At 37.5% G+C, this 23,429-nt stretch carries 25 protein-coding genes; 9 read left to right on the top strand and 16 right to left on the bottom strand.

All coding sequences use genetic code 11. The features are described from left to right. Positions 1–53 precede the first annotated feature (53 nt). Positions 54–794 (bottom strand): bifunctional demethylmenaquinone methyltransferase/2-methoxy-6-polyprenyl-1,4-benzoquinol methylase UbiE, encoded by a 741-nt coding sequence (ubiE, locus tag BGP15_RS03080; protein ID WP_112376154.1) that lies wholly within the window; start codon positions 792–794, stop codon positions 54–56. Between the two features lie 384 nt (positions 795–1,178). Here ubiE and dnaB point away from each other — a divergent pair, with 384 nt between their 5' ends. From dnaB to BGP15_RS03065, 3 genes are all read left to right on the top strand, one after another. Continuing rightward, entirely contained in the window at positions 1,179–2,789 is a 1,611-nt protein-coding gene (gene dnaB / locus BGP15_RS03075; RefSeq protein ID WP_370445164.1) for a replicative DNA helicase, read from the top strand. A 413-nt stretch (positions 2,790–3,202) separates the two neighbouring features. Beyond that, positions 3,203–3,676: a 23S rRNA (pseudouridine(1915)-N(3))-methyltransferase RlmH gene (gene rlmH, locus BGP15_RS03070; protein ID WP_070565601.1), complete on the top strand. Its 474-nt coding sequence runs from the start codon at positions 3,203–3,205 to the stop codon at positions 3,674–3,676. 26 nt (positions 3,677–3,702) lie between these two features. Then, positions 3,703–3,849 carry a hypothetical protein gene (locus BGP15_RS03065; protein ID WP_286768650.1) on the top strand — a complete coding sequence of 49 codons (147 nt, stop codon included), beginning with the start codon at positions 3,703–3,705 and terminating at the stop codon, positions 3,847–3,849. Positions 3,850–4,281: 432 nt separating this feature from the next. Here the strand turns inward: BGP15_RS03065 and BGP15_RS03060 are convergent, their stop codons facing one another. The 4 genes from BGP15_RS03060 to BGP15_RS03045 form a co-directional block, all read right to left on the bottom strand. Continuing rightward, positions 4,282–5,535, bottom strand: coding sequence for a PQQ-dependent sugar dehydrogenase (locus tag BGP15_RS03060; RefSeq protein WP_286768649.1), 1,254 nt, complete (start codon positions 5,533–5,535; stop codon positions 4,282–4,284). A 154-nt stretch (positions 5,536–5,689) separates the two neighbouring features. Further along, a complete protein-coding gene (locus tag BGP15_RS03055; RefSeq protein WP_046674482.1) occupies positions 5,690–5,935 on the bottom strand; it encodes a hypothetical protein in 246 nt (81 codons plus the stop codon). Positions 5,936–6,006: 71 nt separating this feature from the next. Continuing rightward, positions 6,007–6,831 (bottom strand): glutamate racemase, encoded by an 825-nt coding sequence (murI, locus tag BGP15_RS03050; RefSeq protein WP_286768648.1) that lies wholly within the window; start codon positions 6,829–6,831, stop codon positions 6,007–6,009. Between the two features lie 53 nt (positions 6,832–6,884). Next, a complete protein-coding gene (locus BGP15_RS03045; RefSeq protein WP_286767129.1) occupies positions 6,885–8,300 on the bottom strand; it encodes a glycoside hydrolase family 125 protein in 1,416 nt (471 codons plus the stop codon). Between the two features lie 195 nt (positions 8,301–8,495). On the opposite strand from BGP15_RS03045, the gene BGP15_RS03040 reads away from it, so the two are divergent. Further along, the gene (locus BGP15_RS03040; protein WP_286768647.1) at positions 8,496–10,169 is read left to right on the top strand and encodes a gliding motility protein RemB; all 1,674 of its coding nucleotides are present in this window, start codon (positions 8,496–8,498) and stop codon (positions 10,167–10,169) included. 267 nt (positions 10,170–10,436) lie between these two features. Continuing rightward, positions 10,437–10,856: a type II 3-dehydroquinate dehydratase gene (aroQ, locus tag BGP15_RS03035; RefSeq protein ID WP_070565703.1), complete on the top strand. Its 420-nt coding sequence runs from the start codon at positions 10,437–10,439 to the stop codon at positions 10,854–10,856. An 89-nt stretch (positions 10,857–10,945) separates the two neighbouring features. Here the strand turns inward: aroQ and BGP15_RS03030 are convergent, their stop codons facing one another. Genes BGP15_RS03030 through BGP15_RS03010 form a run of 5 tightly spaced genes read right to left on the bottom strand, consistent with a single transcriptional unit; the run spans position 10,946 to position 14,645 of the window. Continuing rightward, positions 10,946–11,920, bottom strand: coding sequence for a bifunctional riboflavin kinase/FAD synthetase (locus BGP15_RS03030; protein ID WP_070565590.1), 975 nt, complete (start codon positions 11,918–11,920; stop codon positions 10,946–10,948). A 55-nt stretch (positions 11,921–11,975) separates the two neighbouring features. Next, on the bottom strand, positions 11,976–12,698 hold the full coding sequence (gene truB / locus BGP15_RS03025) for a tRNA pseudouridine(55) synthase TruB (RefSeq protein WP_070565588.1): 723 nt from the start codon (positions 12,696–12,698) through the stop codon (positions 11,976–11,978). 9 nt (positions 12,699–12,707) lie between these two features. Then, positions 12,708–13,502 carry an undecaprenyl-diphosphate phosphatase gene (locus BGP15_RS03020; protein WP_070565586.1) on the bottom strand — a complete coding sequence of 265 codons (795 nt, stop codon included), beginning with the start codon at positions 13,500–13,502 and terminating at the stop codon, positions 12,708–12,710. A 22-nt stretch (positions 13,503–13,524) separates the two neighbouring features. Then, positions 13,525–13,764, bottom strand: a complete 240-nt coding sequence (locus BGP15_RS03015; RefSeq protein ID WP_046674488.1) for a DUF3098 domain-containing protein — start codon at positions 13,762–13,764, stop codon at positions 13,525–13,527. Between the two features lie 2 nt (positions 13,765–13,766). After that, complete coding sequence (locus BGP15_RS03010) at positions 13,767–14,645, bottom strand: cell division protein FtsX (protein ID WP_046674489.1); 879 nt, start codon at positions 14,643–14,645, stop codon at positions 13,767–13,769. Between the two features lie 217 nt (positions 14,646–14,862). Here BGP15_RS03010 and leuS point away from each other — a divergent pair, with 217 nt between their 5' ends. After that, positions 14,863–17,646: a leucine--tRNA ligase gene (gene leuS / locus BGP15_RS03005; protein WP_286768646.1), complete on the top strand. Its 2,784-nt coding sequence runs from the start codon at positions 14,863–14,865 to the stop codon at positions 17,644–17,646. A gap of 53 nt (positions 17,647–17,699) precedes the next feature. Here the strand turns inward: leuS and BGP15_RS03000 are convergent, their stop codons facing one another. Continuing rightward, on the bottom strand, positions 17,700–17,981 hold the full coding sequence (locus BGP15_RS03000; protein WP_070565582.1) for a GNAT family N-acetyltransferase: 282 nt from the start codon (positions 17,979–17,981) through the stop codon (positions 17,700–17,702). A 404-nt stretch (positions 17,982–18,385) separates the two neighbouring features. On the opposite strand from BGP15_RS03000, the gene BGP15_RS02995 reads away from it, so the two are divergent. Beyond that, positions 18,386–18,811: a cold-shock protein gene (locus tag BGP15_RS02995; RefSeq protein WP_070565580.1), complete on the top strand. Its 426-nt coding sequence runs from the start codon at positions 18,386–18,388 to the stop codon at positions 18,809–18,811. Positions 18,812–19,057: 246 nt separating this feature from the next. Here BGP15_RS02995 and BGP15_RS02990 read toward each other — a convergent pair whose 3' ends face one another. Both BGP15_RS02990 and BGP15_RS02985 read right to left on the bottom strand, forming a co-directional pair. After that, positions 19,058–19,345 carry a hypothetical protein gene (locus BGP15_RS02990; RefSeq protein WP_286768645.1) on the bottom strand — a complete coding sequence of 96 codons (288 nt, stop codon included), beginning with the start codon at positions 19,343–19,345 and terminating at the stop codon, positions 19,058–19,060. A 92-nt stretch (positions 19,346–19,437) separates the two neighbouring features. Beyond that, a complete protein-coding gene (locus tag BGP15_RS02985) occupies positions 19,438–19,623 on the bottom strand; it encodes a hypothetical protein (protein WP_286768644.1) in 186 nt (61 codons plus the stop codon). 63 nt (positions 19,624–19,686) lie between these two features. Between BGP15_RS02985 and BGP15_RS02980 the strand changes: the two genes are divergently transcribed. Beyond that, positions 19,687–20,268, top strand: coding sequence for a TetR/AcrR family transcriptional regulator (locus BGP15_RS02980; RefSeq protein WP_286768643.1), 582 nt, complete (start codon positions 19,687–19,689; stop codon positions 20,266–20,268). Between the two features lie 15 nt (positions 20,269–20,283). Here the strand turns inward: BGP15_RS02980 and BGP15_RS02975 are convergent, their stop codons facing one another. Both BGP15_RS02975 and BGP15_RS02970 read right to left on the bottom strand, forming a co-directional pair. Beyond that, the gene (locus BGP15_RS02975; RefSeq protein ID WP_286768642.1) at positions 20,284–21,147 is read right to left on the bottom strand and encodes a metallophosphoesterase; all 864 of its coding nucleotides are present in this window, start codon (positions 21,145–21,147) and stop codon (positions 20,284–20,286) included. Then, positions 21,144–21,656, bottom strand: coding sequence for a GNAT family N-acetyltransferase (locus BGP15_RS02970; RefSeq protein ID WP_286768641.1), 513 nt, complete (start codon positions 21,654–21,656; stop codon positions 21,144–21,146). Before BGP15_RS02970 ends, BGP15_RS02975 begins: the two co-directional genes overlap by 4 nt. A gap of 119 nt (positions 21,657–21,775) precedes the next feature. Between BGP15_RS02970 and BGP15_RS02965 the strand changes: the two genes are divergently transcribed. Next, the gene (locus BGP15_RS02965) at positions 21,776–22,285 is read left to right on the top strand and encodes an SRPBCC family protein (RefSeq protein ID WP_286768640.1); all 510 of its coding nucleotides are present in this window, start codon (positions 21,776–21,778) and stop codon (positions 22,283–22,285) included. 188 nt (positions 22,286–22,473) lie between these two features. Here the strand turns inward: BGP15_RS02965 and BGP15_RS02960 are convergent, their stop codons facing one another. Further along, positions 22,474–23,091, bottom strand: coding sequence for a hypothetical protein (locus tag BGP15_RS02960; RefSeq protein WP_286768639.1), 618 nt, complete (start codon positions 23,089–23,091; stop codon positions 22,474–22,476). Between the last annotated feature and the right edge of the window lie 338 nt (positions 23,092–23,429).

Raw genomic sequence — 23,429 nt, 5'->3', positions numbered from 1 at the left:
TTGGTATTTAAAATTTAATCAGATTTTCCCTAAAAAAAAGCGCCTCGGTCACCCTATTTTGTAGCAATATAGATGGTACAGATGCCAAACGTCTGTGGTCTAACAATAGTTTCATTAAAACCAGCTTTTTTGTTTATGGCCACGAACTTTTGGCCGTCCGGAAATTGAGCAACGGATTCCGGTAAATATTCATATGCACTGGAATCTTTTGAAAAGAATTTTCCAATGGTTGGTGTGATAAACTTGAAATAAAAATTATACAATTGTTTAATGGGGAACTTTTTCGGATTAGAAAATTCTAAAATAACAGCTTTCCCACCAGGCTTTAATACGCGGTATATATCCGATAAGCCCTTTTCCAGATTTTCAAAATTGCGGACACCAAATGCTACAGTAACTGCGTCGAAGGTGTTATCTTCGAATTGAAGCCGCTCAGAATCTCCTAACTGAACTTCAAATTGATTCGCTAATCCCTTGCTTGCAATCTTTTTCTTGGCGACTTCAAGCATGCCTTGGGAGATATCGACACCAATAATCTTTTTTGGATTCAAGATTTTAATTGATTCCAGTGCAAAATCACCAGTTCCTGTCGCTACATCCAACATCAGTTGCGGTTTTATGGACTTTAAGGAATTGATGGCTTTTTTACGCCATATAATGTCAATACCCAAAGACATGAAATGGTTCAAAAAATCATAGGAATGCGAGATATTGTCAAACATATCTGCTACCTGTTTCTTCTTCCCATCGTTGGTGTCTTTGTAGGGCTTTAGTGTTGAGGAATCGTGCGTCATTTTACAAAGATACAATATATGAATATTTTTCGGTGCTAAAAAAGGGATTTGTTTTCATATCAAAGTCAGTTTATTTTGATGGTAGTGGAGGATATTGATTTGTTTTTGACCATTTTGCTTATTCACAATAGTTTAAGTTATTAACATTTTTTAAAGTATTGATTTTGAGTGGTAAATTTTTATTTTCAACATCTTTTCAACAGTAGGTGTTGAAAACTAATCCTGTAAATCTGTGTCCATCAAAGCTTTTTGGGGGTTCGGATCTGATCGTCGAATTTCCCTGTTTGTAAATCCTCATGGTGGTGAATTTTATTTTTTATACATTTGTTATCCTATCTAAAATTTATAAGGATAGCAAAGCTATATTTCTGATATAATATCATGATGAACGACAGTAATTTTGAAGCGAATAACACGGATAATAACAAACGGGGTAATTATGGCGAACGTCGTACCAAATTAAATAATTTGGTGAGCGGTTTGGGTAAACTTCCGCCGCAGGCAGTGGACCTTGAAGAAGCTGTCCTGGGTGCTTTGATGCTGGAGAAAAATGCACTGAGTGAAATTATTGATATTCTAAAACCAGAATCGTTTTACAAAGAATCGCATCAAAAGATCTTTGAAGCAATTTTTGGCCTTTTTCAAAAGACTTCTCCAATTGATATATTGACAGTTACCTCGGAACTTCGACGGATGGGGGCTCTTGAAATGGTCGGCGGTGCCTACTATATTACGCAATTGACAGACCGCGTGGTTTCTGCAGCTAATATTGAGTATCATGCCCGTATTATTTCTCAAAAATATATTCAGCGTGAGCTTATTAAGGTTTCTACCGAAATTATCAATAGTTCATATGATGAAACATCAGATATCTTCGATCTTTTGGATCATGCCGAAAAAAGCTTGTTTGATATCGCGCAAAATAACTTGCGAAGAGATTCAAGAAAGATGGATGATATTATGCGTGAGGCGATTTCTAATCTTGAAATGCTCCGGGATCGCACAGATGGTCTAACAGGTGTGCCTTCGGGTTTAACAGCCTTGGATCGTATGACTTCAGGTTGGCAGCCTTCTGATCTTGTTATTATTGCAGCACGTCCAGCGATGGGAAAAACTGCATTTGTACTTTCTGTCGCGCGTAATGCCGCTGTGGAACACGGTAAAGCAGTCGCCGTATTCTCGCTGGAGATGTCATCTGTTCAGCTCGTCAATCGTCTAATCGCTGGTGAAACCGAAATTGAGCAAGAGAAATTGAAAAAAGGAAATCTTGCTGATCATGAATGGCAACAATTACATTCGAGAATTGGTCGATTAACTGATGCGCCTATTATTATTGATGATACGCCGGCGTTGAACGTGTTCGAATTTAGAGCAAAATGTAGGCGTCTAAAAGCACAATACGATATCCAAATGGTGATCGTCGATTACTTGCAGTTAATGCACGGTAAAGCAGACGGTAAAGGCGGGGGTAACCGGGAACAAGAGATTGGTAGTATTTCGCGCGCGTTGAAGTCTGTAGCTAAGGAATTAAATATCCCCGTGCTTGCATTGTCGCAATTGAGCCGTGCAGTAGAGTCAAGACCGGGCAATAGTAAGCGTCCTATGTTGTCCGATTTACGGGAGTCTGGTTCTATTGAACAGGATGCTGATATGGTTCTTTTCTTATATCGACCTGAATATTATGGTTTGACAGAAGATGAAGAGGGACGTCCTACTGCCGGTGTCGGTGAAGTTATTATTGCAAAACACCGTAATGGTGAGACCGGAATTGTTCCACTTCGCTTTGTGGGTAAATTTGTGAAGTTTGTGGATTTAGAAGATGAGTTTTCGGGTATGGGTGGTGGAGATGGATTCGGTGATGCGCCGGCTACATTTTCTGCTTCGGCCTTGAATCCGTCGCCAAACTTTGCAGATGATTTTAGTGCTGGAGGTTTTAGTGGAGGTATTACTATGCCCTCCCGAATGAACGATATGCCTGATGATGCGCCATTTTAGTGGTTAATTTTACATAAGTATTCCTAAATAACAGAAAAAAACCGAATGATTTAAATTCGGTTTTTTCGTTTACCGCGTCCGGCTTGTTTTCGCTAGTAAAACAAGGTTATTATCCATTTTCAACGTGATGTATTAAGGGTGTACGCAAAAATAAATGTTTTAAAACTAAATGAACAAATGGGGTTAATGTTTTTTTGTCGTTTTGATTGTTTTTATTTTAAATAAAATCGGAACTTTGTGCGCCTTTGGGTTTATTAGAATGGTAGCTTTTAGACTTAGTATAACAGGTCTTAGACAAAAGTTGGTGAACAGTTTTTCGACAATGACAGGAAGCTAATGGATATTCATTATTTTGGATCGAGCAAGTTAGCTTTTATTTGGCTATTGATGGCAAAAACAAATAATATATTTCGATGAAAATAACATTACTTTGTATAGGTAAGACGGATGACAAATACCTAATTGAAGGTATTGAAAAGTACATTAAGCGATTAAAGTTTTATGTGAACTTCAGTATTGTCGTTATTCCCGATATCAAGAATGTCAAGAATCTTTCTGCTGAACAGCAAAAAGATAAAGAGGCTTTGCTGATTTTGAAACAGCTACAACCACAAGATCTAGTAGTTCTGCTAGACGAACATGGAAAAGAATTTCGCTCCTTGGAGTTTTCAGCTTATTTGGAAAAAATGATGGTACAAAGTGTTCAGCATTTGGTATTTATTATAGGAGGCCCCTATGGGTTTGACCAAAAGATTTACGATCGGGCAAAATCAAAAATCGCTTTATCGAAGATGACGTTTTCGCACCAAATGATTCGTTTGTTTTTTACAGAGCAGCTTTATCGTGCTTTTTCCATCATGAAGGGGGAGCCTTATCATCACGAATAATATGGAAAAAAGTCCGTAACTTCATCATGAATAAAAACAAGCTTATGAATTTGCCCAACAAACGAGATTATCACTATAAAAGTGACGAAGGAGAGAAAAATAGCCAATTGAATAAATACATTATGATTGCTTGTATTATTGTCGTGATCTTATTGGCCTATTTTTTCGCATAGCTTAATGTCCTTCCATACGGATTTAGTAAAAGAAATAAATCTCTTACTTAATATCCGTATGGAGGATATCAGCAGATGATTTTAATAAATTTCAATTGAATTGTTTAAGCAAGAACGCTTAATTTTTGGGAGAAGATTGGCAGGTTTTGCGCGTTCTTTTTGGGGCGGTGTTGTTTACGAATCCCCAGTTGGTCATATAGAATGACAAGGGATTAATTTCTAATAATTTTTTCATTTTTTCTTTTTTTACCATATAATAATTTATTGATTCGCTAATAGATGATCAATAATCGAGCCAAACTATGGTATTTGTCATGTTCGAAAAGAAATATAGAAAATAAGATCAATAAAAGTAGTTGAAAGTGTGTTTTTGAGGGCCAAGTCAAAATAAAACGCAGCCCATTTGAGAGGGGCTGCGTCGAATCAAGGAATTTATTTTTTATCAATTTTATATAATTTTCCGATATCTGTGATAGCGTACAGCGCGCCATCTTTTCCCTGCGTGATATCTCTAAATCGTTGTCCTTCACTACCTAATAGACGCTCTTCTCCAACCACCTTGTTATCCTTCAGTATAATTCTGGCAATGTGCATGCTGCTCAAACCGCAAATAAAGAGATTATTCTTCCATTCTGGAATATTCTGTCCGGTATAGAATGTAATTCCACTAGGAGAGAGGACCGGATCCCAATAATAGACAGGTTGTTCCAGACCGTCTTTTTGTTGTATACCCGCACCAACTTTATCGCCTTTATACTCTATACCATACGTAATCGTTGGCCATCCATAATTCTTGCCAGCTTCAATTCTGTTCAGCTCGTCGCCGCCCCGCGGACCAAATTCGGTTTCCCAAAGATCGCCAGTTTCCGGGTGTAAGGCGAGGCCCTGAGGATTGCGATGTCCATAACTGTAAATTTCCGGACGGACATTTGACTTGCCTATAAATGGATTTCCTGGAGCAGGCTGTCCATCAGTAGTGATCCGTAAGATCTTGCCTAATGCAGCATTTAGATCTTGCGCTAATGGTCTTGTAACCAAATCAGATCTTTCACCCGTACTTAAAATAATGTTTCCTTCTTTATCAAAGATAATACGGCCACCATAATGCAGATTCCCTTTATGAGCCGGAGTAGCTTGATAGATCACCTTAGCACCTTCTATCGATTTCTCGTCTGCAGACAGTTTTCCTTTTGCAACAGCCGTTAACGTCCCAGCAGCGGTATTATCAGAGAAAACCCAATAAATCATACGGTTTGATTCGAATTTTGGATCAAGTCGTAATCCCAAAAGTCCACCTTGCCCACTGCTATTGACTTGAGGTAAACCTTTTATTGGGTCACTTAATTTACCGTCCGCCGTTGCAATGCGAAAATTCCCCTCTTTTTCTGAGATTAATAATCGGCCATCAGGCAGCGCGGTTATGCCCCACGGAGATTTTAATCCCTCAGCAATTACTTTACCTTCGAACGGCGTGCTTATTTTTGTACCCCGAATTCTCGTTTGTCCAGCAAATGCTGGTTTATAACTTGTGTTTGCCTTCTGTGTTTCTACCGGTGGGTAACTTGTTGTATCAGTTGCAGCATTTGAACTGCTATCCGAACTCGAATTTGAATTCGCATGGTTGGAATTACATGCGGTTAATCCTAGAGATACTGTTAAGAGGCTTATTGTCAGTTTGGTTTTCATTATCTGTGACTTGTTTTTTGGTCTGATTATCTGCTTGAAGATATTAAAAATTAATGAAATATTATTTTACAGAATGTAATAATATAAATATATAACTCTATTAATAAGAAAGGGAGGATGCTAGCCAGCCAATAGATTTTAAATATTAAAAGAGTTATTTTTCCGCCAGGCAGTGTTTTACGATTCGGTGGAGTTCAGTTTCCTTGTTTACATAATAATCACTTATATCTAGAATCGTGTTTGTGTTTAAATTGTAGATACACACCGGTACATAGTTAGGCTGGGCAGATGTCTCGAAAGTTTTAAAATAATCTGCACTTTCCTGAATACTTGAAAATTCTTTGGATTCACAATGTTGTGTATCCTGATTGTAAGCAATGGTTATAAAGTTCTTTTTCATTGTACTAGCCTTTTTATCAACATAACGAAGACCAGGGAGTAAAAGTTTTAAAAATCATTGCCTTTTATTTGTTAAACACTGATGTGGCTTGCGGCTATTGGCTTTCCAAAAAATATTTTTGCTTTACTTTCAAAGTCTCTTGGATCATCTGTCGTATAGAAGGCCAATTGTCCATTTTGGGAACAAATAGTTTCAATCTCCTGATGACGATGGAGATAGTCCCTTAAGCTATTTGCAACAATTGGACCCTGAGAAATGATATTGATATTGCTTGGTGTATATTTTTTGATTACGGGCAGCAATAAGGGATAGTGGGTGCAGGCAAGCACAATAGCGTCGATCTGATCGGACTGTTGTAAAAGTTCCCGTATATTTTTTTCTACAAAGTAATGAGCGCCTTCTGTATTGATTTCGTTATTTTCTACTAAAGGGACCCAAAAAGGACAGTCATGTTGAAAAACTTCTATTTCTGGATTAAATTTATGTATTTCTATTTTATAGGATTCAGATTTTACCGTTCCCGTAGTAGCTAAAATCCCGATCTTATTAGTTTTCGTAAAATTGTGTACAATTTCGGTAGTGGGTCTGATGACGCCGAGGACTCTCTTTCCCGGCGGTAGATCATGTTGTTGTATGGTTCTTAATGCTTTTGCTGAAGCTGTATTACATGCCAGAATAACAAGGTTACAGCCTAGATCAAAAAGTTTAAAAACACATTGTTTGGTATAGTTATAAACGGTTTCAAAAGAACGTGTACCATAAGGGACCCGAGCATTGTCCCCTAAATAGATATAATCGTACTGAGGTAAAAGATGTTGAATTTCCTTAAATACGGAGAGTCCTCCGTAACCGGAATCAAAAATGCCAATCGGACCTGGTTTTAATAAATTATCCATAACACAGTGTTATAAGTTCTTCCACTTATAACATTGTGTTACAAGTTTCAGCTTTATTGAAGCAAAGATGGTTTCTCTTTGTATATTTTCCAAATTAATTCGCCAAATAATGTATTTGTCCAAGCAAACCAATGTCTTGTGAATTTTTTAGGATCGTTTTTATGAAAAGACTCATGCATAAATCCAGTTCCGCCATGCGTATTGACCAGCGTTTTGATGCAATTGCGAATCTCATCATCATTTGTCGAAGTTTGTGCTCGCATAATAATGGACATCGGCCAGATCATATCTCTTCCTATGTGAGGTCCGCCAATGCCTTCCGCTGCTGTTCCCTTAAAAAAGAATGGATTTTTATCAGACAAAACAAAGTTACGTGTACGTTGATAAACTTCGTTATTTAGATCGACAGCCCCTAAATAAGGTAGAGCCAATAAACTCGGAATATTTGCATCATCCATCATAAGATGGCTCGAAAAACCGTCTACTTCAAAGGCATATATCCGGCCTATTGTCGGATGGTCGATGATACCATATGTATTGACTGCTGTTTCGACCTCATTCGCAAGAGCTTCCATTTTGACAGCTAGTTCATGTTCATTTTTAACCTTTTTCAAAATTTCGGCAGATTGTCTAAGGCTAACGATCGCAAATAAATTGGATGGAATAAGAAAGGAGAAAATGGTAGAATCGTCTGACGGTCGAAAACTGGAGCAGATCAAACCAACTGGATTTACAGGATATCCGTAGCCATCTACTTGTAATGTATCGGAGCCTCTGGAGGTTGTACGTTCAAATTTGTACGGGCCTAGACTATCTTTACGCTGTTGCTCAACAAAAGTCTGATATATTTTATGTTGCGCTTCTAACCATTCTTCATTAAACGGGCTATTGTCATTCGTTTCTTTCCAATAATGATAAGCTAATCGAATTGGATAACACAATGAATCGATTTCCCATTTTCGTTCATGGATTCCAGGTTTCATATTTGTGTGATCACTGAACCATTCGCCTTTTTTGGTCGGATCGTTATAAAATGCATTGGCATAGGGATCAATGTTGATGCATTTACTCTGCTTTTGGATTAAGCCAACAATAAGATCCTGTAGTTTTTTGTCCTTTTTCATAAAAGGAAGGTATGGCCATACCTGTGCACTGCTGTCACGCAACCACATGGCATCAATATCCCCTGTAATTACATAGGTATAATTTCTTCCGTTTTGAACATAGGGAAATACGGTAGTATCTAAGGTATTAGGAAAGCAGTTGTTAAATAACCAAGCCAGTTCCTTATTTTTAACATTTTTCTGAAATTCTACAATTGCATCTTCGATGACCTTGCTCGAGAAAAGTCTTTTCTCTTTACTTGTTCGTACAGTGGGAAAAGAATGTTCTTGAGCAAATGAAAATTTGCTTGTAAGTGCACCCGCGGTTAACAGGCTTGCGTTTTGGATAAATGTTCTACGTTTCATGCTTGCTAGGACTGATTTTTATGTTATAAGGTTATTTACTAAAATGCAAGATATAAATATTTTTGAATAAAAGGAATAGCAAATACGATTTAGCATTATAAAATTGACTGAACATAGGAATAAAGTCATTTTTATTCGGTTAATTTGCGTTTAGGAATGCATTTTGCTAGAAAAAATAATCTTTGAAATAATTTTATGAGGCTTAATATAACAAAAAATAATAATTTACTCCGAATTGTGCTGGCAAGCATGGGGGTAGGTATTTCCTTCGGCGGTTTTGCCCAGATCAAGAGTCAGCCTTATTCGTATCATTTTTATCAAAAAATGAACGATGCGGTTTATTCTACTGAGACGAGAATGCACACTGCTGCTAAACCATTCGTCATCAAAGACTCTTTATTGTTAGCCAAGTTTGATTCAATCCAATCCAATAAGCCTGTTTCTTCGTCCAATTGGTTTATGCGTAAGATTTTTAATGAACATCTGGTGCAGGTTGAGAAAGATGATTATACATTCTATGCTGATTTTTTACCGGATCTTTATATTGGAAAGGATATGTTAGGCGACAAGCGTCGGACATGGATGAATAGCAGAGGATTTCAGGTGGGATTGAACGTGGGTAATAAATTTACATTCAATACTTCCGCATTTGAAAGTCAGGCGGTATTTCCCAAATATTTGGATGACTATATCGTAGCCAATAAAGTTGTGCCGGGGCAGGCGAACTCAAAATTTAAGTCCAACAATAAAATGGATTGGATGTATGCGACAGCAAGTATGACCTATGACGCGCATAAGTATATTCAGGCAACTTTGGCTTACGACAAAAACTTCATTGGGGATGGATATAGATCCATGCTTCTCTCTGATTTTTCATCGAATTATGCGCATCTGAAATTAACAGGGACGATAGGGAATGTTCAATATACTTCGATTTGGGCCTATATGAATGATCCGACGCATCCTAGACAGGATTTAACAGGTACATATCCGATGGAGGGTGAACCGAACAAGCGTTTGGGCGATGGTAAAAAATGGGGGGCTTTCCAATATCTGGACTGGAATGTGACCAATAAATTATCAATTGGCTTTTTCCAATCTGTTGTTTGGGCTGCGCAAGACGATGCAGGTAAAAGAGGTTTTGATTTCAGTTATATTAGTCCTATTATCTTTATCCGACCTGTTGAAAATAATAATCGTACTTCGCCAGACAAAATGTTTTTGGGGTTAACTTCCAAATATAAACTACCCTATAATTTGACGGCATATGGTCAGTTCTTATTGGGGGAGTTTACCGCCAAAGAGTTTTTTGCTGGGAATGGATATGCGCATAACAAATGGGGAGCACAACTTGGTGTTAGGGGATATGATATGTTTGGTGTGAAAAACCTGAACTTTTTAGCCGAGTATAATACAGCCAGACCATATACTTACGCACACTTTAAGTCGTATTCAAACTATAGTAACAATGCCGAGCCATTGGCTCATCCGAAAGGGGCAAACTTTAGAGAGCTTGTTGGCCTTGTGAATTATGCATGGGATAGATGGGACTTTTCGTTACAGGGTATGTTTACCCAAAATGGACTTGATCTGCCTGATGGAAGTAATATGGGCGGTAACATCTTCCAATCCTATAATACAATACCAAATCTATATGGAAATCATATTGCCCAAGGAATAAAGAATAATATCTATTATGCGGATGCTAAGGCTGCCTATGTGCTTAATCCCAAGTATAACCTCCGTTTAGAACTTGGTTATACCCAACGTTACGCAAAAGCACAATATGAAACACCTGTAGTCAATAAATCCGGCGTAGTGTCATTTGGACTTCGTTCAAGTTTCCGGGCAATTTATAACGATTTATAGAAATTTTTATAAACCGATCTATAATTAAAATAAACTATATTGTTTTGGCGATAAATGCTGTAAAACCAATATAGTTTATTTTTAAATATAGTTTTAGCACAAATTGACAATTAGGGAAGACAACTTGGATACAATTAGAATAAATATCCGATCGTGGACGATCCCTTCTTATGATGTGTTAGGGCTTAAAAACGATTTGCTTAAACAGAAAATGGCATGGGTTCGCTTAGTTAGCCAATGGACCAGCACAAAACTAATGTTATTCCAATGAAAAAAATCCTCGTACTGAATGGCCCAAATTTAAATTTGTTGGGTGTAAGGGAGAAATCAATTTATGGTAGCCAGGATTTCCTGAGCTATTTTGAAGAACTAAAACAACAATTTGAAACAGTGGAATTAGCCTATTTTCAAAGCAATTCTGAAGGAGGATTAATCGATAAGATACACGAAGTCGGTTTTGAATTTGATGGAATTGTGTTGAATGCCGGAGCGTATACTCACACTTCAGTTGCGATTGGGGATGCAATCGCAGCAATCACAACACCTGTTATTGAAGTTCACATAAGCAATGTCCATCAAAGAGAGGAATTTCGTCATCATTCGTTCCTCGCAAAGAATTGTAGAGGGGTGATATGTGGTTTTGGTCTGGATAGCTACAGATTGGGTATAGAGGCGTTTATTAAATAATATCTTCTTTTGCAAGGAAGAGAAAAAATAGCTATAAAACAAAAAAGCGGGAATTCCCGCTTTTTTGTTTTATAGCTAACAGACTTGTTCTAACCAATAAGACTTCTGATTTCGACTTCGTCTGCTTTGATCTGAGCTTTCATTTCTTCAAGTGAGTCAAATCGTTCATCGTGTCGGATAAAATGAAGGAACTTTACGCGGAGTGTCTTGCCATAAATATCCTGATCGAAATCGAATAGGCTGATTTCAATAGCCCGATTCATGCCATCGACAGTGGGCCTGGTTCCTATATAGCCCATGCCTTTCGCAATGGATACTGGACTTTCCTCTTTATACTCTCCCGTAGTGATGTTTTGGATATGATTATAGATGTATACCTCAACAGCATAAATACCATAGGCTGGTATTAGTTTATGAGGTTCGTGAACCTGAAGGTTGGCTGTTGGAAATCCGATGGTACGACCAATTTGGTCGCCTCTAATCACCGTTCCCGTTAATTCAAAAGGATAACCTAAATAGAGATTAGCCGTTCTTATATCGCCTTTTATAAGCGCTTCACGTACGCGCGTGGAGGACACTGCAATATCATTGATGTCTTGCTCCGGAATTTCGTCAACGCTGTAGTCAAATATAGATGCAAACTGCTCCAAATCGCCCATCGAACCCTTTCGATCTTTGCCAAAATGGTGATCATAGCCTATCACAATCTTTTTTGTGCCCAATTTGCCAACAAGAACATTGCTAATATATTCTTCCGGAGTCTGATTGGAAAAATCACGGGAAAAAGGAATGATAATTAAGTGGTCAATTCCCACTTTGCTTAATTGACTGACCTTTTCTTCAATATCGTTGATCAGGCGTAAACTATCATCGTCTGGATTGATAATCAATCGTGGATGTGGAAAAAAAGTAAGCAAAATTGTCTCACCATTAATTTTATGAGCTGCTTCCTTTAGGTGAGCCAATATTTTTTGATGGCCAATATGAACTCCATCGAAAGTACCGATGGTTACAACTGCATTTTCAACTGGTGAGAAATCATCTAAACTTCTGTAGATTTTCATTTATAGGAGTTTTTGCAAAAATAAGATAAAGAATCAATAAAATGGGACGGTAAAGTTATTTAATGATTTCTTTATGACGTTTTATTTCAGCGATAAGTTGTTCAAGGTTCCAAGCATTTTCTACGCGATAATCTCCACTTTTGGTGCGTCGCAAGGAACTCAGATGTGATCCACTCTGTAAGAATTTTCCAAAATCGTAGGCCAACGATCTGATGTAAGTTCCTTTTGAACAGGATATACGAAAATATACGTTGGGGAGCTCGATTCTTTCAATGATAAAGCTATTGATACGTACCTGGCGGGACTTTATTTCAACCTCCTCGCCACGACGGGCCTTTTCATAGACACGTTCGCCATTAATTTTTATGGCTGAATGGGCGGGGGGAAATTGCTGAATATCGCCTTCAAAGGATTTTGCTGCTTCGAAGATCATGTCCTCCGTGATGTGATCGATTGAAAAGGTTTGGTCAATTTCTGTTTCCAGATCGTAAGAAGGCGTCGTCGCTCCTAAGGTGATCGAACCCGTGTATTCTTTGTCCTCAGCTTGGTAGCTGTCTATTTTTTTTGTTAGTTTTCCAGTGCATACAATGAGTAGCCCCGTTGCCAGTGGATCTAAAGTCCCTGCGTGACCGACTTTTAATTTTAATGGCTTGATTGAGTTTCTAACTTTACCAACCACGTCAAAACTTGTCCATGTTAAAGGTTTATCGATCAACAACATTTCTCCTTCAGCAAAGTTGAACTTTGCTGAGTTTTCACTAACCTCTATATTTTCCATCCAAAGATTTTAGATAATTTGTAAACTATGACCCGAAAGTAGGAGGGCAAGAATAATTACACCAACGATGATTCGGTACCAACCAAATGCTTTAAAACCATATTTGGTTAAAAAGCCGATAAAAGACTTAATGGCGACGATTGCAACAACGAAACCAATTAGATTTCCGATAATAAGCAAATTAAGTTCTTCTCCCGTGAAGGTGTTACCTTCTTTAAAGAACTTTAAAAGCTTTACGGCAGAAGCGCCAAACATCATAGGCAAAGCAAGGAAAAAGGAGAATTCCGCAGCAGCTTTACGTGTTAGTTTCTCGGCCATACCACCAATAATTGTGCTTGCAGATCTTGAGGTACCCGGAATTAATGCAAGACATTGGTATACCCCGATCATAAAAGCTTGTTTGTAGGAAACCTTGTCCGAATCTTCAACAGTTGGTTTGTTGAACCACTTGTCAACAAAAAGTAAAACGAGACCGCCGACGACCAACATCACGGCGACCATTAATGGACTCTCCAGTAATGCATCAATATAATCGTTGAATAACAAGCCCAAAACAGAGGCGGGGATAGCTGCAATGATCAATTTGTAGTAAAATGATAGTGTTTTAAAGAAACGCTTGTAGTATAACACCAATACGGATAATATCGTTCCTAACTGGATGACAATTGTAAATAATTTGACAAAGGCCGATGGTTGAATACCCATTAGGGCAGTAGCAATGATCATATGACCTGTCGAAGACACAGGCAAAAACTCCGTTAATCCTTCAATGATAGCAAGGATGATAGCTTCAATAATAGACATCTGTTTGAGGTAAGATTATGCTTTAATTTGATTTGTTTTTGGGACGATATAGGATTGCCGCGAATCCGATCGCAAATCCAAGAACAACAACAATAGGGGCCAAGGTGATCTTGGTAAAACTATAAATGTCAGTTTCACCAGACATCAATGTAAAGCCAATGACTACAATAGCTAAGCTCGCTATAAACAGTTGGTAATTTACTTTGGAGAATACAAATGAACCTTTATTGACTGATTCAGTAGATTTCTTTATTTGAGCCATTTTTATCTGTATAAATCGTTAGATTGTGCCTTTAAATATTTTGTTACTGCGAAATAGGTGCTAAGTCCCGAAATGAGAATTCCAATCAGGATTACGCCTAAAAAGATCACTGCAAATTCAAACCAGTTGCGTAAAAAAACCAGTTCCGGTATTTGCTGTTGTGCAAATTTCAGCGTTAGAATGAGCAGTAAAATCGCGATCAAAGATCCCAATAAACCATGAATGATGCCATATGTTATAAATGGTTTACGAATAAAGTTTTTAGTCGCCCCAATCAATTGCATACTTTTAATTAAGAAACGCTGCGAATAGATCGCAAGACGTATCGTATTATTGATTAAAGCTACGGCGATAATCAGTAAGATAACCGCAAAAGCAAGAACAATCATTCCGATGATGCGTACGTTTTTGTTGACCATGTCAATTAATGACTCTTGGTATACAACTTCTTTAATTTTATTGTTTTTGGAAATCTTTTCAATAAAAGTTTTAATGCTATCTGTATTGGCATAATTCTCTTTCATGTAAACATCTAAAGAAGGCAATAGTGGGTTATGCCCCAGATATTGTACGAAATCTTCACCAAGATCTTCTTTCAAGTTTTTTGCAGCCAATTCTTTACTGATATATTCGGTGCGAAGTACGTAAGGATCTTTTTCAAGGTCTTTTTGTAGTGAAAGGACATCACCTTCACTTGTGCCATCATTTACGATGACATTTAAGACGATATTTTCCTTAACGTATTTCGAAAGATTTTTAGCGTGCACCAAGAGTAACCCTAACATACCTGTTACCAGCAACACGAGAGCGATACTGATAACCGTAGATACATATACAGATTTTGTTTTTCTTTTTTGTGTGCTTAATTCGTATTCTGACATAATAAGCAAAAATTTATTTGCGAAAGTAACTATTTGAGTGGAAGATTTCGAATTAATCTTGTAATTACTTTGATAAAATCTATTCGAACGCTGTTTTCTTCCTATGTTTAATTAACTTTTCAATACTATAATTTATTGTTCAAACTACAAAACTTTTATCACATTTCAGTATTAAAATCGTAATTTCGCAAGTCATAAAAATTCCTTACGAATAAAAATGGAGTATAATCACAAATCATTAGAGAAAAAGTGGCAAAAATTTTGGGCGGATCATCAAACGTATAAAACGTCCGATACGCATCAAAAGCCAAAATACTATGTATTGGATATGTTTCCTTATCCTTCCGGAGCGGGGCTGCACGTTGGTCACCCGCTGGGATATATTGCTTCGGACATCTTTTCAAGATATAAACGTTTGAAAGGTTTCAATGTATTGCATCCGATGGGATATGATTCTTTTGGACTTCCTGCAGAGCAATATGCCATTCAAACTGGTCAGCATCCTGCTGTTACGACTGAGGTAAATATCAATCGTTATCGTGAGCAAATGGATAACATTGGGTTCTCTTATGACTGGAGTAGAGAAGTACGTACTTCTGATCCGTCATACTACAAATGGACACAGTGGATTTTTATGAGATTGTTTGATTCTTGGTATAATAAAGAGTCAGATAAAGCTGAACCGATCGAAACATTAATCGCTAGGTTTGTTGCAAGTGGCTCTGCTGGCATTTTAGCAGTTTCCGATGAAGATGTCTTGGAATTCAGCGCTGATGAATGGAAATCTTTTGACGAAGAAAAACAACAACGGGAATTGTTGAAATATCGGATTGCTTATTTGCGTGAAAGTACAGTAAACTGGTGTGCCGCTTTAGGTACAGTGTTAGCGAACGACGAGGTAATCAACGGTGTCTCTGAACGTGGCGGTTATCCTGTGGAGCAAAAGAAGATGATGCAGTGGTCTATGCGTATTACGGCCTATGCGGATCGTTTGTTGAAAGGTTTAGATACAATTGATTGGCCAGAGCCTTTGGTTGAAATGCAACGGAACTGGATCGGGAAATCTGTAGGTGCCTCCGTGAAATTTCCCGTGCCACAATTAAATACAAACATAGAGGTATTCACTACACGTGTAGATACCCTATTTGGCGTTTCGTTTATCGTATTGGCTCCAGAGCATGAATTGGTGGCTGCATTGACTACACCTGAGCAGCAAGCTGAAGTGGATGCCTATATCGAGAAAACGGCGAAAAAATCTGAATTGGATCGTATGGCCGATACGAAAACAGTTTCTGGTGCTTTTACAGGTTCTTATGCTCAACATCCTGTTTCAGGACAAGATGTACAAATTTGGATTGCAGATTATGTACTTGCCGGTTATGGTACAGGTGCTGTAATGGCTGTTCCGAGTGGCGATCAACGTGACTATGTGTTTGCTAAACATTTTGCTCTTCCTATTATTCCTATTTCGGATACCCAACATATTGAAGAAGAAGCTGATCCTAATAAAGACGGGAAATATATCAATTCCGATTTTATCAATGGTATGACTTACCAAGAGGCGGTCCCTGCGTTGATTGCCAAATTGGAAGAATTAAAATTAGGTAAAGCAAAAATAAACTTCCGTATGCGTGACGCTATTTTTGGTCGTCAGCGTTATTGGGGAGAACCCGTTCCTGTCTACTTTAAAAATGGATTACCTTATTTAATTAAAGAAGAAGAATTACCGCTCTTATTGCCCGAAGTTGATAAATATTTACCGACAGAATCAGGAGAACCTCCTTTAGGAAGGGCAAAAGATTGGAAATATGAAGATCAATATGAGTATGAATTGAGTACGATGCCAGGATGGGCGGGCTCTTCATGGTATTGGTTTAGATATATGGATCCAAAAAATGAAGGTAATTTTGCGTCTAAAGAAGCAGTGGATTATTGGAAAGCCGTAGATTTATACATCGGTGGCTCTGAGCATGCTACTGGACACTTGTTATATTCGCGTTTTTGGAACAAGTTTTTGAAAGATTTGGGCTATCAAAATGAGGAAGAGCCATTCCGCAAATTGATTAATCAGGGCATGATTCAAGGGCGCTCTAATTTTGTGTATCGTGTGTTGGATGAAGAGGGTAGAGGTACAAATCAATTTGTATCCTATGGGTTGAGAAACGAATATAAAACAATTCCATTACATGTCGATGTAAATATAGTCTATAATGATCAGTTGGATTTGGAAAAATTCAAAGCTTTCAGACCTGACTTTGCCAATGCCGAATTTGTGTTGGAAAATGGTAAGTATATCTGCGGCAGCGAAGTGGAGAAAATGTCAAAATCCAAATTCAATGTGGTCAATCCGGACGATATTATCGAATCCTATGGAGCAGATACATTACGACTATATGAAATGTTTTTGGGGCCTTTGGAGCAAGCTAAGCCTTGGAATACAAATGGGATTGAAGGAGTTTATAAGTTTTTACGTAAAGTATGGCGACTGTTCCACGACGCTGAGGGTAGTTTCACTGTTTCCGATGAAGATCCATCCAAAGCAGAGTTTAAAGCCTTACATAAAATTATCAAAAAGGTGGAAGACGATATTGAGCGTTTTTCATTCAATACTTCAGTTTCAGCCTTTATGATCTGTGTCAATGAATTGACCGAGTTGAAATGCAATAAAAGACAAATATTGGAACAGCTTGTCATTATTCTTCAGCCTTATGCACCACATATTACGGAAGAGTTGTGGGCGCTGTTGGGTAATGAAGCTGGTACACTATCTTACGCTTCATATCCTGTATTTAAACCAGAATATTTAGTTGAATCGGAATTTGCTTATCCGGTGTCTTTCAATGGTAAGATGAAATTTAATCTGTCATTGGCACTTGATTTAGATCAAAAAGCAGTAGAAGATACGATTAAAGCCCATGCTGATGTACAACGGCATTTAGATGGGAAGGCGATCAAAAAGATTATTTTTGTCAAAGGAAAAATAATCAATATCGTCATTTAATCCACTCAATACAGTATAAAAAGCCGTTTTATCGATAGGATAAAACGGCTTTTTTATGCCAATACATCTTGAAAAGCTATTGTTTTATCGAAGATAGCTTTCGCATAGGGACAATTTGGGATAATTTTGGCGTCATTCTTTCGGGCGTAGTCAACAGCCTCCAGTACCAATTTTTTTCCCACACTCATTCCCTGATACTCGTCGTAGACTTCTGTATGATCAATGGAGAACTCATGATCGTTTTGCCAGGTATACTCTAAAATTCCGGCTTCATTATTTTCAACTTCTGCAATAAAATTGCCTCTTTCGTCCCTTTCGATGTTTCTTATTTCCATAGTTTTTTTTAAAAGTAACGTCTAAATGATCTTTTTGTTTTATGGAATTTCTCAATTTTAGGATTGCAATCGAGTTTATCTATTTGCGAAAGGATGCGACAGTATAGGCTCTTATTCACAATTGAAGGTTAAACTCACCGCTAGTCAAACTATCGTTTGCTCTAGGGGCGTTCACAAAAAAAATACGCATAAAACTATTACCTATAGATCGAGCTTAAAATCAATAACGATGAACTCACGCTAAGTTGATATCAGCATGAATACAAACGCTTAATAGACATTTTCTGAAGAATTTTTCTTATCTTTGCAAATATCTCCTTAGTATACCTCGCATTTTTATCTTTTCAATGAAGCTCTAAAGGTCCGTAACCTCTTCGGGAACATTTTATTTTAATCCATATTGAATGAGCAAAAGCCAAATTACATTTAACAAAAAAGAACGAGAAAAAAAGAAGCTACTTAAAAAGCAACAAAAAAATGAGAAAAAAGAATTCAACAAAACAAACAATGACAAGGGAAAGTCATTAGAAGAATTGTTTGCCTATGTTGATGAATACGGAAATATCTCAGACAAACCGCCGGTAAAATTGAAAGAAGGTGAAACTCCGACATATAACGCTTCTCCTCAAGAAGACTATTCTTTTGGAAAGGTTGTTCATTATAATACAGAGTCCAATTACGGTTTTATTAGGGACAACGAAACGCAGCAATCAATATATTTCAATGATCGTCTCGTCGGTCAGAAATTAAACCTCAACCAAAAGGTGAAGTTTAAATTCAAAAGTGCAAAACAAGGTGCGCAAGTAACCGAGGTTTTGATTGAATATTAGCACGAAAGAAAACACTTGGCATGTCAGGTGTTGATCATAAGCCCTTTGTTTGATATCATCGTGGTTGGCGTCAAACAAAGGTTTTTTTATGCTGTAACTCGACTGGCCTTGGTTTTACCTATCGATATGATATCGCTATTAAGATAATCATCTGGTTCTCCTTTCATATATTTTATTAGTTTCAAAGCATTGTGTTTTTCGGACGCCTTGCCTGCATCTGTATTGAGGTAAGAAGCTGTTCCTTGTTTACCGGGGGGATGGAAGATTTCTGCTGATGTAGAGAGGTTGATGAATATAAAAATAGAATAAACCGCCAGCAAAATAGGCTAAAACATCAATAATGTCTCCGGTATTATAGCTTGTGTACTTGGGCATGATCCATTCAAAAAGGATAGACGCAAGCAAAGAGATCGTCCAGATTTGATAGAGAGGATAGCCATGCGCCTTATTATTATTGAATATGAAGCTTCCGATTGTGGATGAAAAATGAATAATAATCGGAACAAATACAAAGTCTGTTAACCAATTATTCAAGAATGGAATTGGGAAATTATTTGCCCTGGTGAATCTGATGAAAACCCAACAACACCAATAAAAAATAAATAAACAATCAAAAAGCTCCTTGCTTAGTGAGCAAAGGAAACGGCGATTAACATTGCAATTGCGCCACATACCATTAAGGTTAGAAACATAAAAAATGCTGTTTGTTTGCCGAATTTTTTCCAAGTGCTATCGCTCGGGCGGGCAGGAATCAAAGTATGTTTGATGTCTATATACTGTTTTTTTAGCCAATTGTTTGCTGGTTTTTCCATCTATGTTGTCTTAACGTTATACTTTATGATACAAATTTAGAACAATTGTTCTAAATTTGTATCATGAATACGAAAGAAAAAATTATTAACGAAGCGATAAGGGTATATAACCGCGAAGGTGTACGTACAGTAACGACGCGTCAAATCGCGCAAGAAATGGGTATAAGCGCTGGTAATCTCCATTATCATTTTAAACATACGGAAGATATTATTTTTCACGTTTTTCAGTTACTTCAAGCCGAATACGATAAAATGATTTTGCTTCCTGCTGATCCGACACTACCTTTTCTGCAACTACTGAACTGTTTCGTGGATGTTTCTTATGCGCTAATTGATAAGTATAGATTTATTTTTGAGAATTTTGTTGAAATCTGTAGCTGGATTCCTGAAATCGCCGAATCTTATCGAGGTTTGGTTGCGCGGCGTGAGGAACAATTGATGTCTTTATTTATGTGTTATGCAGATGCTGGTATGTTCCGTCGAGATATTCCATTGTCGAATTTAAAAAGCTTTGTGCGTCAGCTTTTCATCGTTTCGGATTTTTGGAGTTCAAGCTATGCTGTTTTGGGTAGACCGCAAGGAATAGATCCTTTAGACGATTATAGGCAAACTATTTATACCGCATTTTATCCATACCTTCTTTAAAAGGTCGGATCGAACCTAATGGATTTCATTTTGTGATTCCTTTTTCAAGGTGAAAATTGTAACCTCGGGTCTGGCGTTGAATCTGATAGGAATACTGTGTCCCAGTCCTCGATTGATATATAATATTCTGTTTCCGCTTATTTTTTTTATTCCTTGATCATATTTCTTGTTTCGTACAGGTATGATCGGGGAGCCCCAAAATGGAATTCGTACCTGACCCGCGTGTGTATGTCCTGCCAGAATCCAGCCAGTGTAACCATTCCAGACATTGAGGTCTGCGGCATCTGGATTATGGCATAAGACCAAACTGGCTTGCGATTGGTTATACTCCTTCATAGCTTTGATAGGGTTAAAATTCGTTCCCCAAAGGTCATCTATGCCGAATATTCTTAACCCATGGATTGTTATACTTTCATTTCTCAATACGCTTATGTTATATCCTTTGAGTAGGCTCACGATTGAATCTGCTGCAGCACTGTCCCTAAAATTCGTTCCATAATCATGATTTCCTAGGATCGCCAATGTCTGAAGTTTGCCTTTTGGTGCAACTTGCATGACTTTATCAAGCTCAGCTAAGGGTATTTTATGATTAACGAGCCGTACAAAATCGCCGGTGTAGACAATGATATCCGGTTTTAATGCTGCGATTTCTCGGAAGGTTCTTTTTATAAAATCTTTATCCACATAGTTTCCGATGTGGATGTCAGAAATCTGGACCAATGATTTTCCGTTCAATACCTCGGGTAAATGTTTTATAGATAGATAGATCTGTTCATATTTTACCCAATGCGGCTCGATTTTCCAGCTATAAAAACCGATCAATGTACCCATAATAAGTAAGTATAGGGTGATATGCTTTAATTTTCGCTTGTTTTTCATCGCGCTAAATTAGCTTTCCATGTTGATTTATTGATTTGCATATTGAGGCTTTTCCAGGTTTCATCTCCAATTGTTACTGTTGAAATAATATTTTCGTTGATCCGGAAGCCTACGGTTTCATAGCACCGAATTGCATTGTAGTTCCAGTCATAAACGTTTAGATCAGCTATATCATAGTTTCCTTCGGTGAAAAGTAGTTTTAGCAGTGCATTTACGGTGCTTTTGCCATAGCCTTTATTTCGTTCGGAGTTTTTTGCAATTAAAATGCGGCAGAGTCTTGGGATGTCTCGTTCGAAGTTTAATTCACAGTGACCAATAGTTTCTGTGGTTGTTGTATCTGTTATTTTAAAAGCGCGGCGCTTCGGGTCTTGTATATATTGTTCAAGTTGCTGATCGCTAAGTGGAAACGAAAAATAAGGTCCTGCAAATTGCAATAGTTCCTCTGCTGATCCAATCCAGGATTTAAAAAGGGGGAAATCTGATCTTTCGAATGGAAGGAGTGTTATCATGCTTATTGTCTATGTTGCTGTTTGGATAGAATACACTCAATTTATAAAATTCTAATGCTGAATCCTAAAGAAGTTACCGAATTTTACGAAATTCGTGTGAAAATTTTTAAGAGTATATTATGCCGCAGCTTATTTTAGATACAGTTATAGAGGCTCCTTTGCCTGTTGTTTTTGACCTGGCGCGTAGTATTGATTTGCATATGTATTCGACAAAGAAAACAAGGGAGAAAGCGATTGATGGAGTGACGACGGGTTTGATCGAAGCAGGACAAAGGGTTCGGTGGCACGCAAGACATCTCGGCATTACGCAAACATTGACCGTGCAGATAACGGCGATGGAAAAGCCTCATTTTTTTGAAGATCAAATGACCCAGGGGGTATTTCATTACATGGATCACAAGCACATTTTCAAGCAACTTGAAAATGGAAAAGTAGTCATGCGTGATATATTTAATTTCAAGGCGCCGCTCGGAGTTTTGGGGAGATTTGCAGAATGGCTTTTTTTAACGCGCTATATGCGATGCTTTCTCGAGGAGCGCAATCAAGTGATCAAAGAAGTTGCGGAATCAGGAAAATATGGCTCGTATATTAACAAAAGTAGCTTTGTTGGAAAAAGAATAAAGGATTGATCGGCTCAGCTTAGGCGTCCTTAACAACCGTATGAATGTTCTTCGCTAGAAGGTTATAGATTTGTTCGTATCGTGTGTTTAGTGAGAAGGTCATCGATTCGCTGTTGGCTGGATTAAAATCCGATATTGACTGTGAGGTAGCATTGCGTCTTTGTGCTTTTTTCGACATTATCCGTAAAACCTTTTTATTAATGATTTCTTGCTAAAATAACCAAATCCGGTTTTTTCTTCCAAAGCTCTTCCTGTAAAAACTCAAAAGCTCCTTTTTGATTCATGGTAACCTGATGAATTTTGTTGAATTCATTGTAGAAATAGATACGATAGCTGTTAGGTCCCCGGTAATTTCTGATAATTTTTGTTTCAATACGATGGATTTGATGAATAGCGATCCGTTTATCTCCGATCAACGGAAAGAATAAAATCTCATTTTCACAAAAAAGATAAGGAGCGGCAACGGCAAAAAAGTGCATGAGTCGTCTATTGTACTCCTGGTAGACTGCTATATCATGATCGTTTAGTCGCTGTAGCGCATTGATGAATTTTTGATTTTTAATGTAAGCCATCCAGCACAATATACCGAACGCAAAACCTAAATAAATAAAAAGAACAGATAGGGTAGGGAATGATTTATAGAAAAACGAGAGCTTATCTTCACTGGCTGACCATTTCGAAAAAAAGGCAAATAAGAAAAAACCGTAACAAAAAGCAAACATAACCAAGAAAATTCCAATAATGACATTACGGGCTTTCTTCATCTTTATCCGTTCTGCTTTTAAGAATGATCTCACTAAGGTGTCTTTATTCATGGTCTTTTTGAAAAATTTAAAGATAATAAAAGCGTTTGTTATGTTCTTTCCGAATTTGATTTTAACGGTCTAGGGTAGTTTTTTTATGATGTATAGCTTTATATAATCCATTTTACTTATTTATTTTAAAGGTTTTTATTCTCATTTTTTTTATGAATTTGCCACCCTTCAACTCCTGAAGTTTTTTACTGGGTCCATAAAGTTCTAGCGCAGATAAGATGTTGTTTGAGTCATTTTAAGCCCCACTGTGCTCTTCTTTTTTTGTAGAGGTGAATGTGGTGCTTTGCAGAAGGTTGTTATCTTAAATCGATTAAGAGGGGGGTAGAATTGGATAGCAT

This window comes from Sphingobacterium sp. 40-24, assembly GCF_001899705.1.
Lineage (GTDB): Bacteria > Bacteroidota > Bacteroidia > Sphingobacteriales > Sphingobacteriaceae > Sphingobacterium > Sphingobacterium multivorum.
This window is presented reverse-complemented; position numbering and strand designations above follow the sequence as displayed.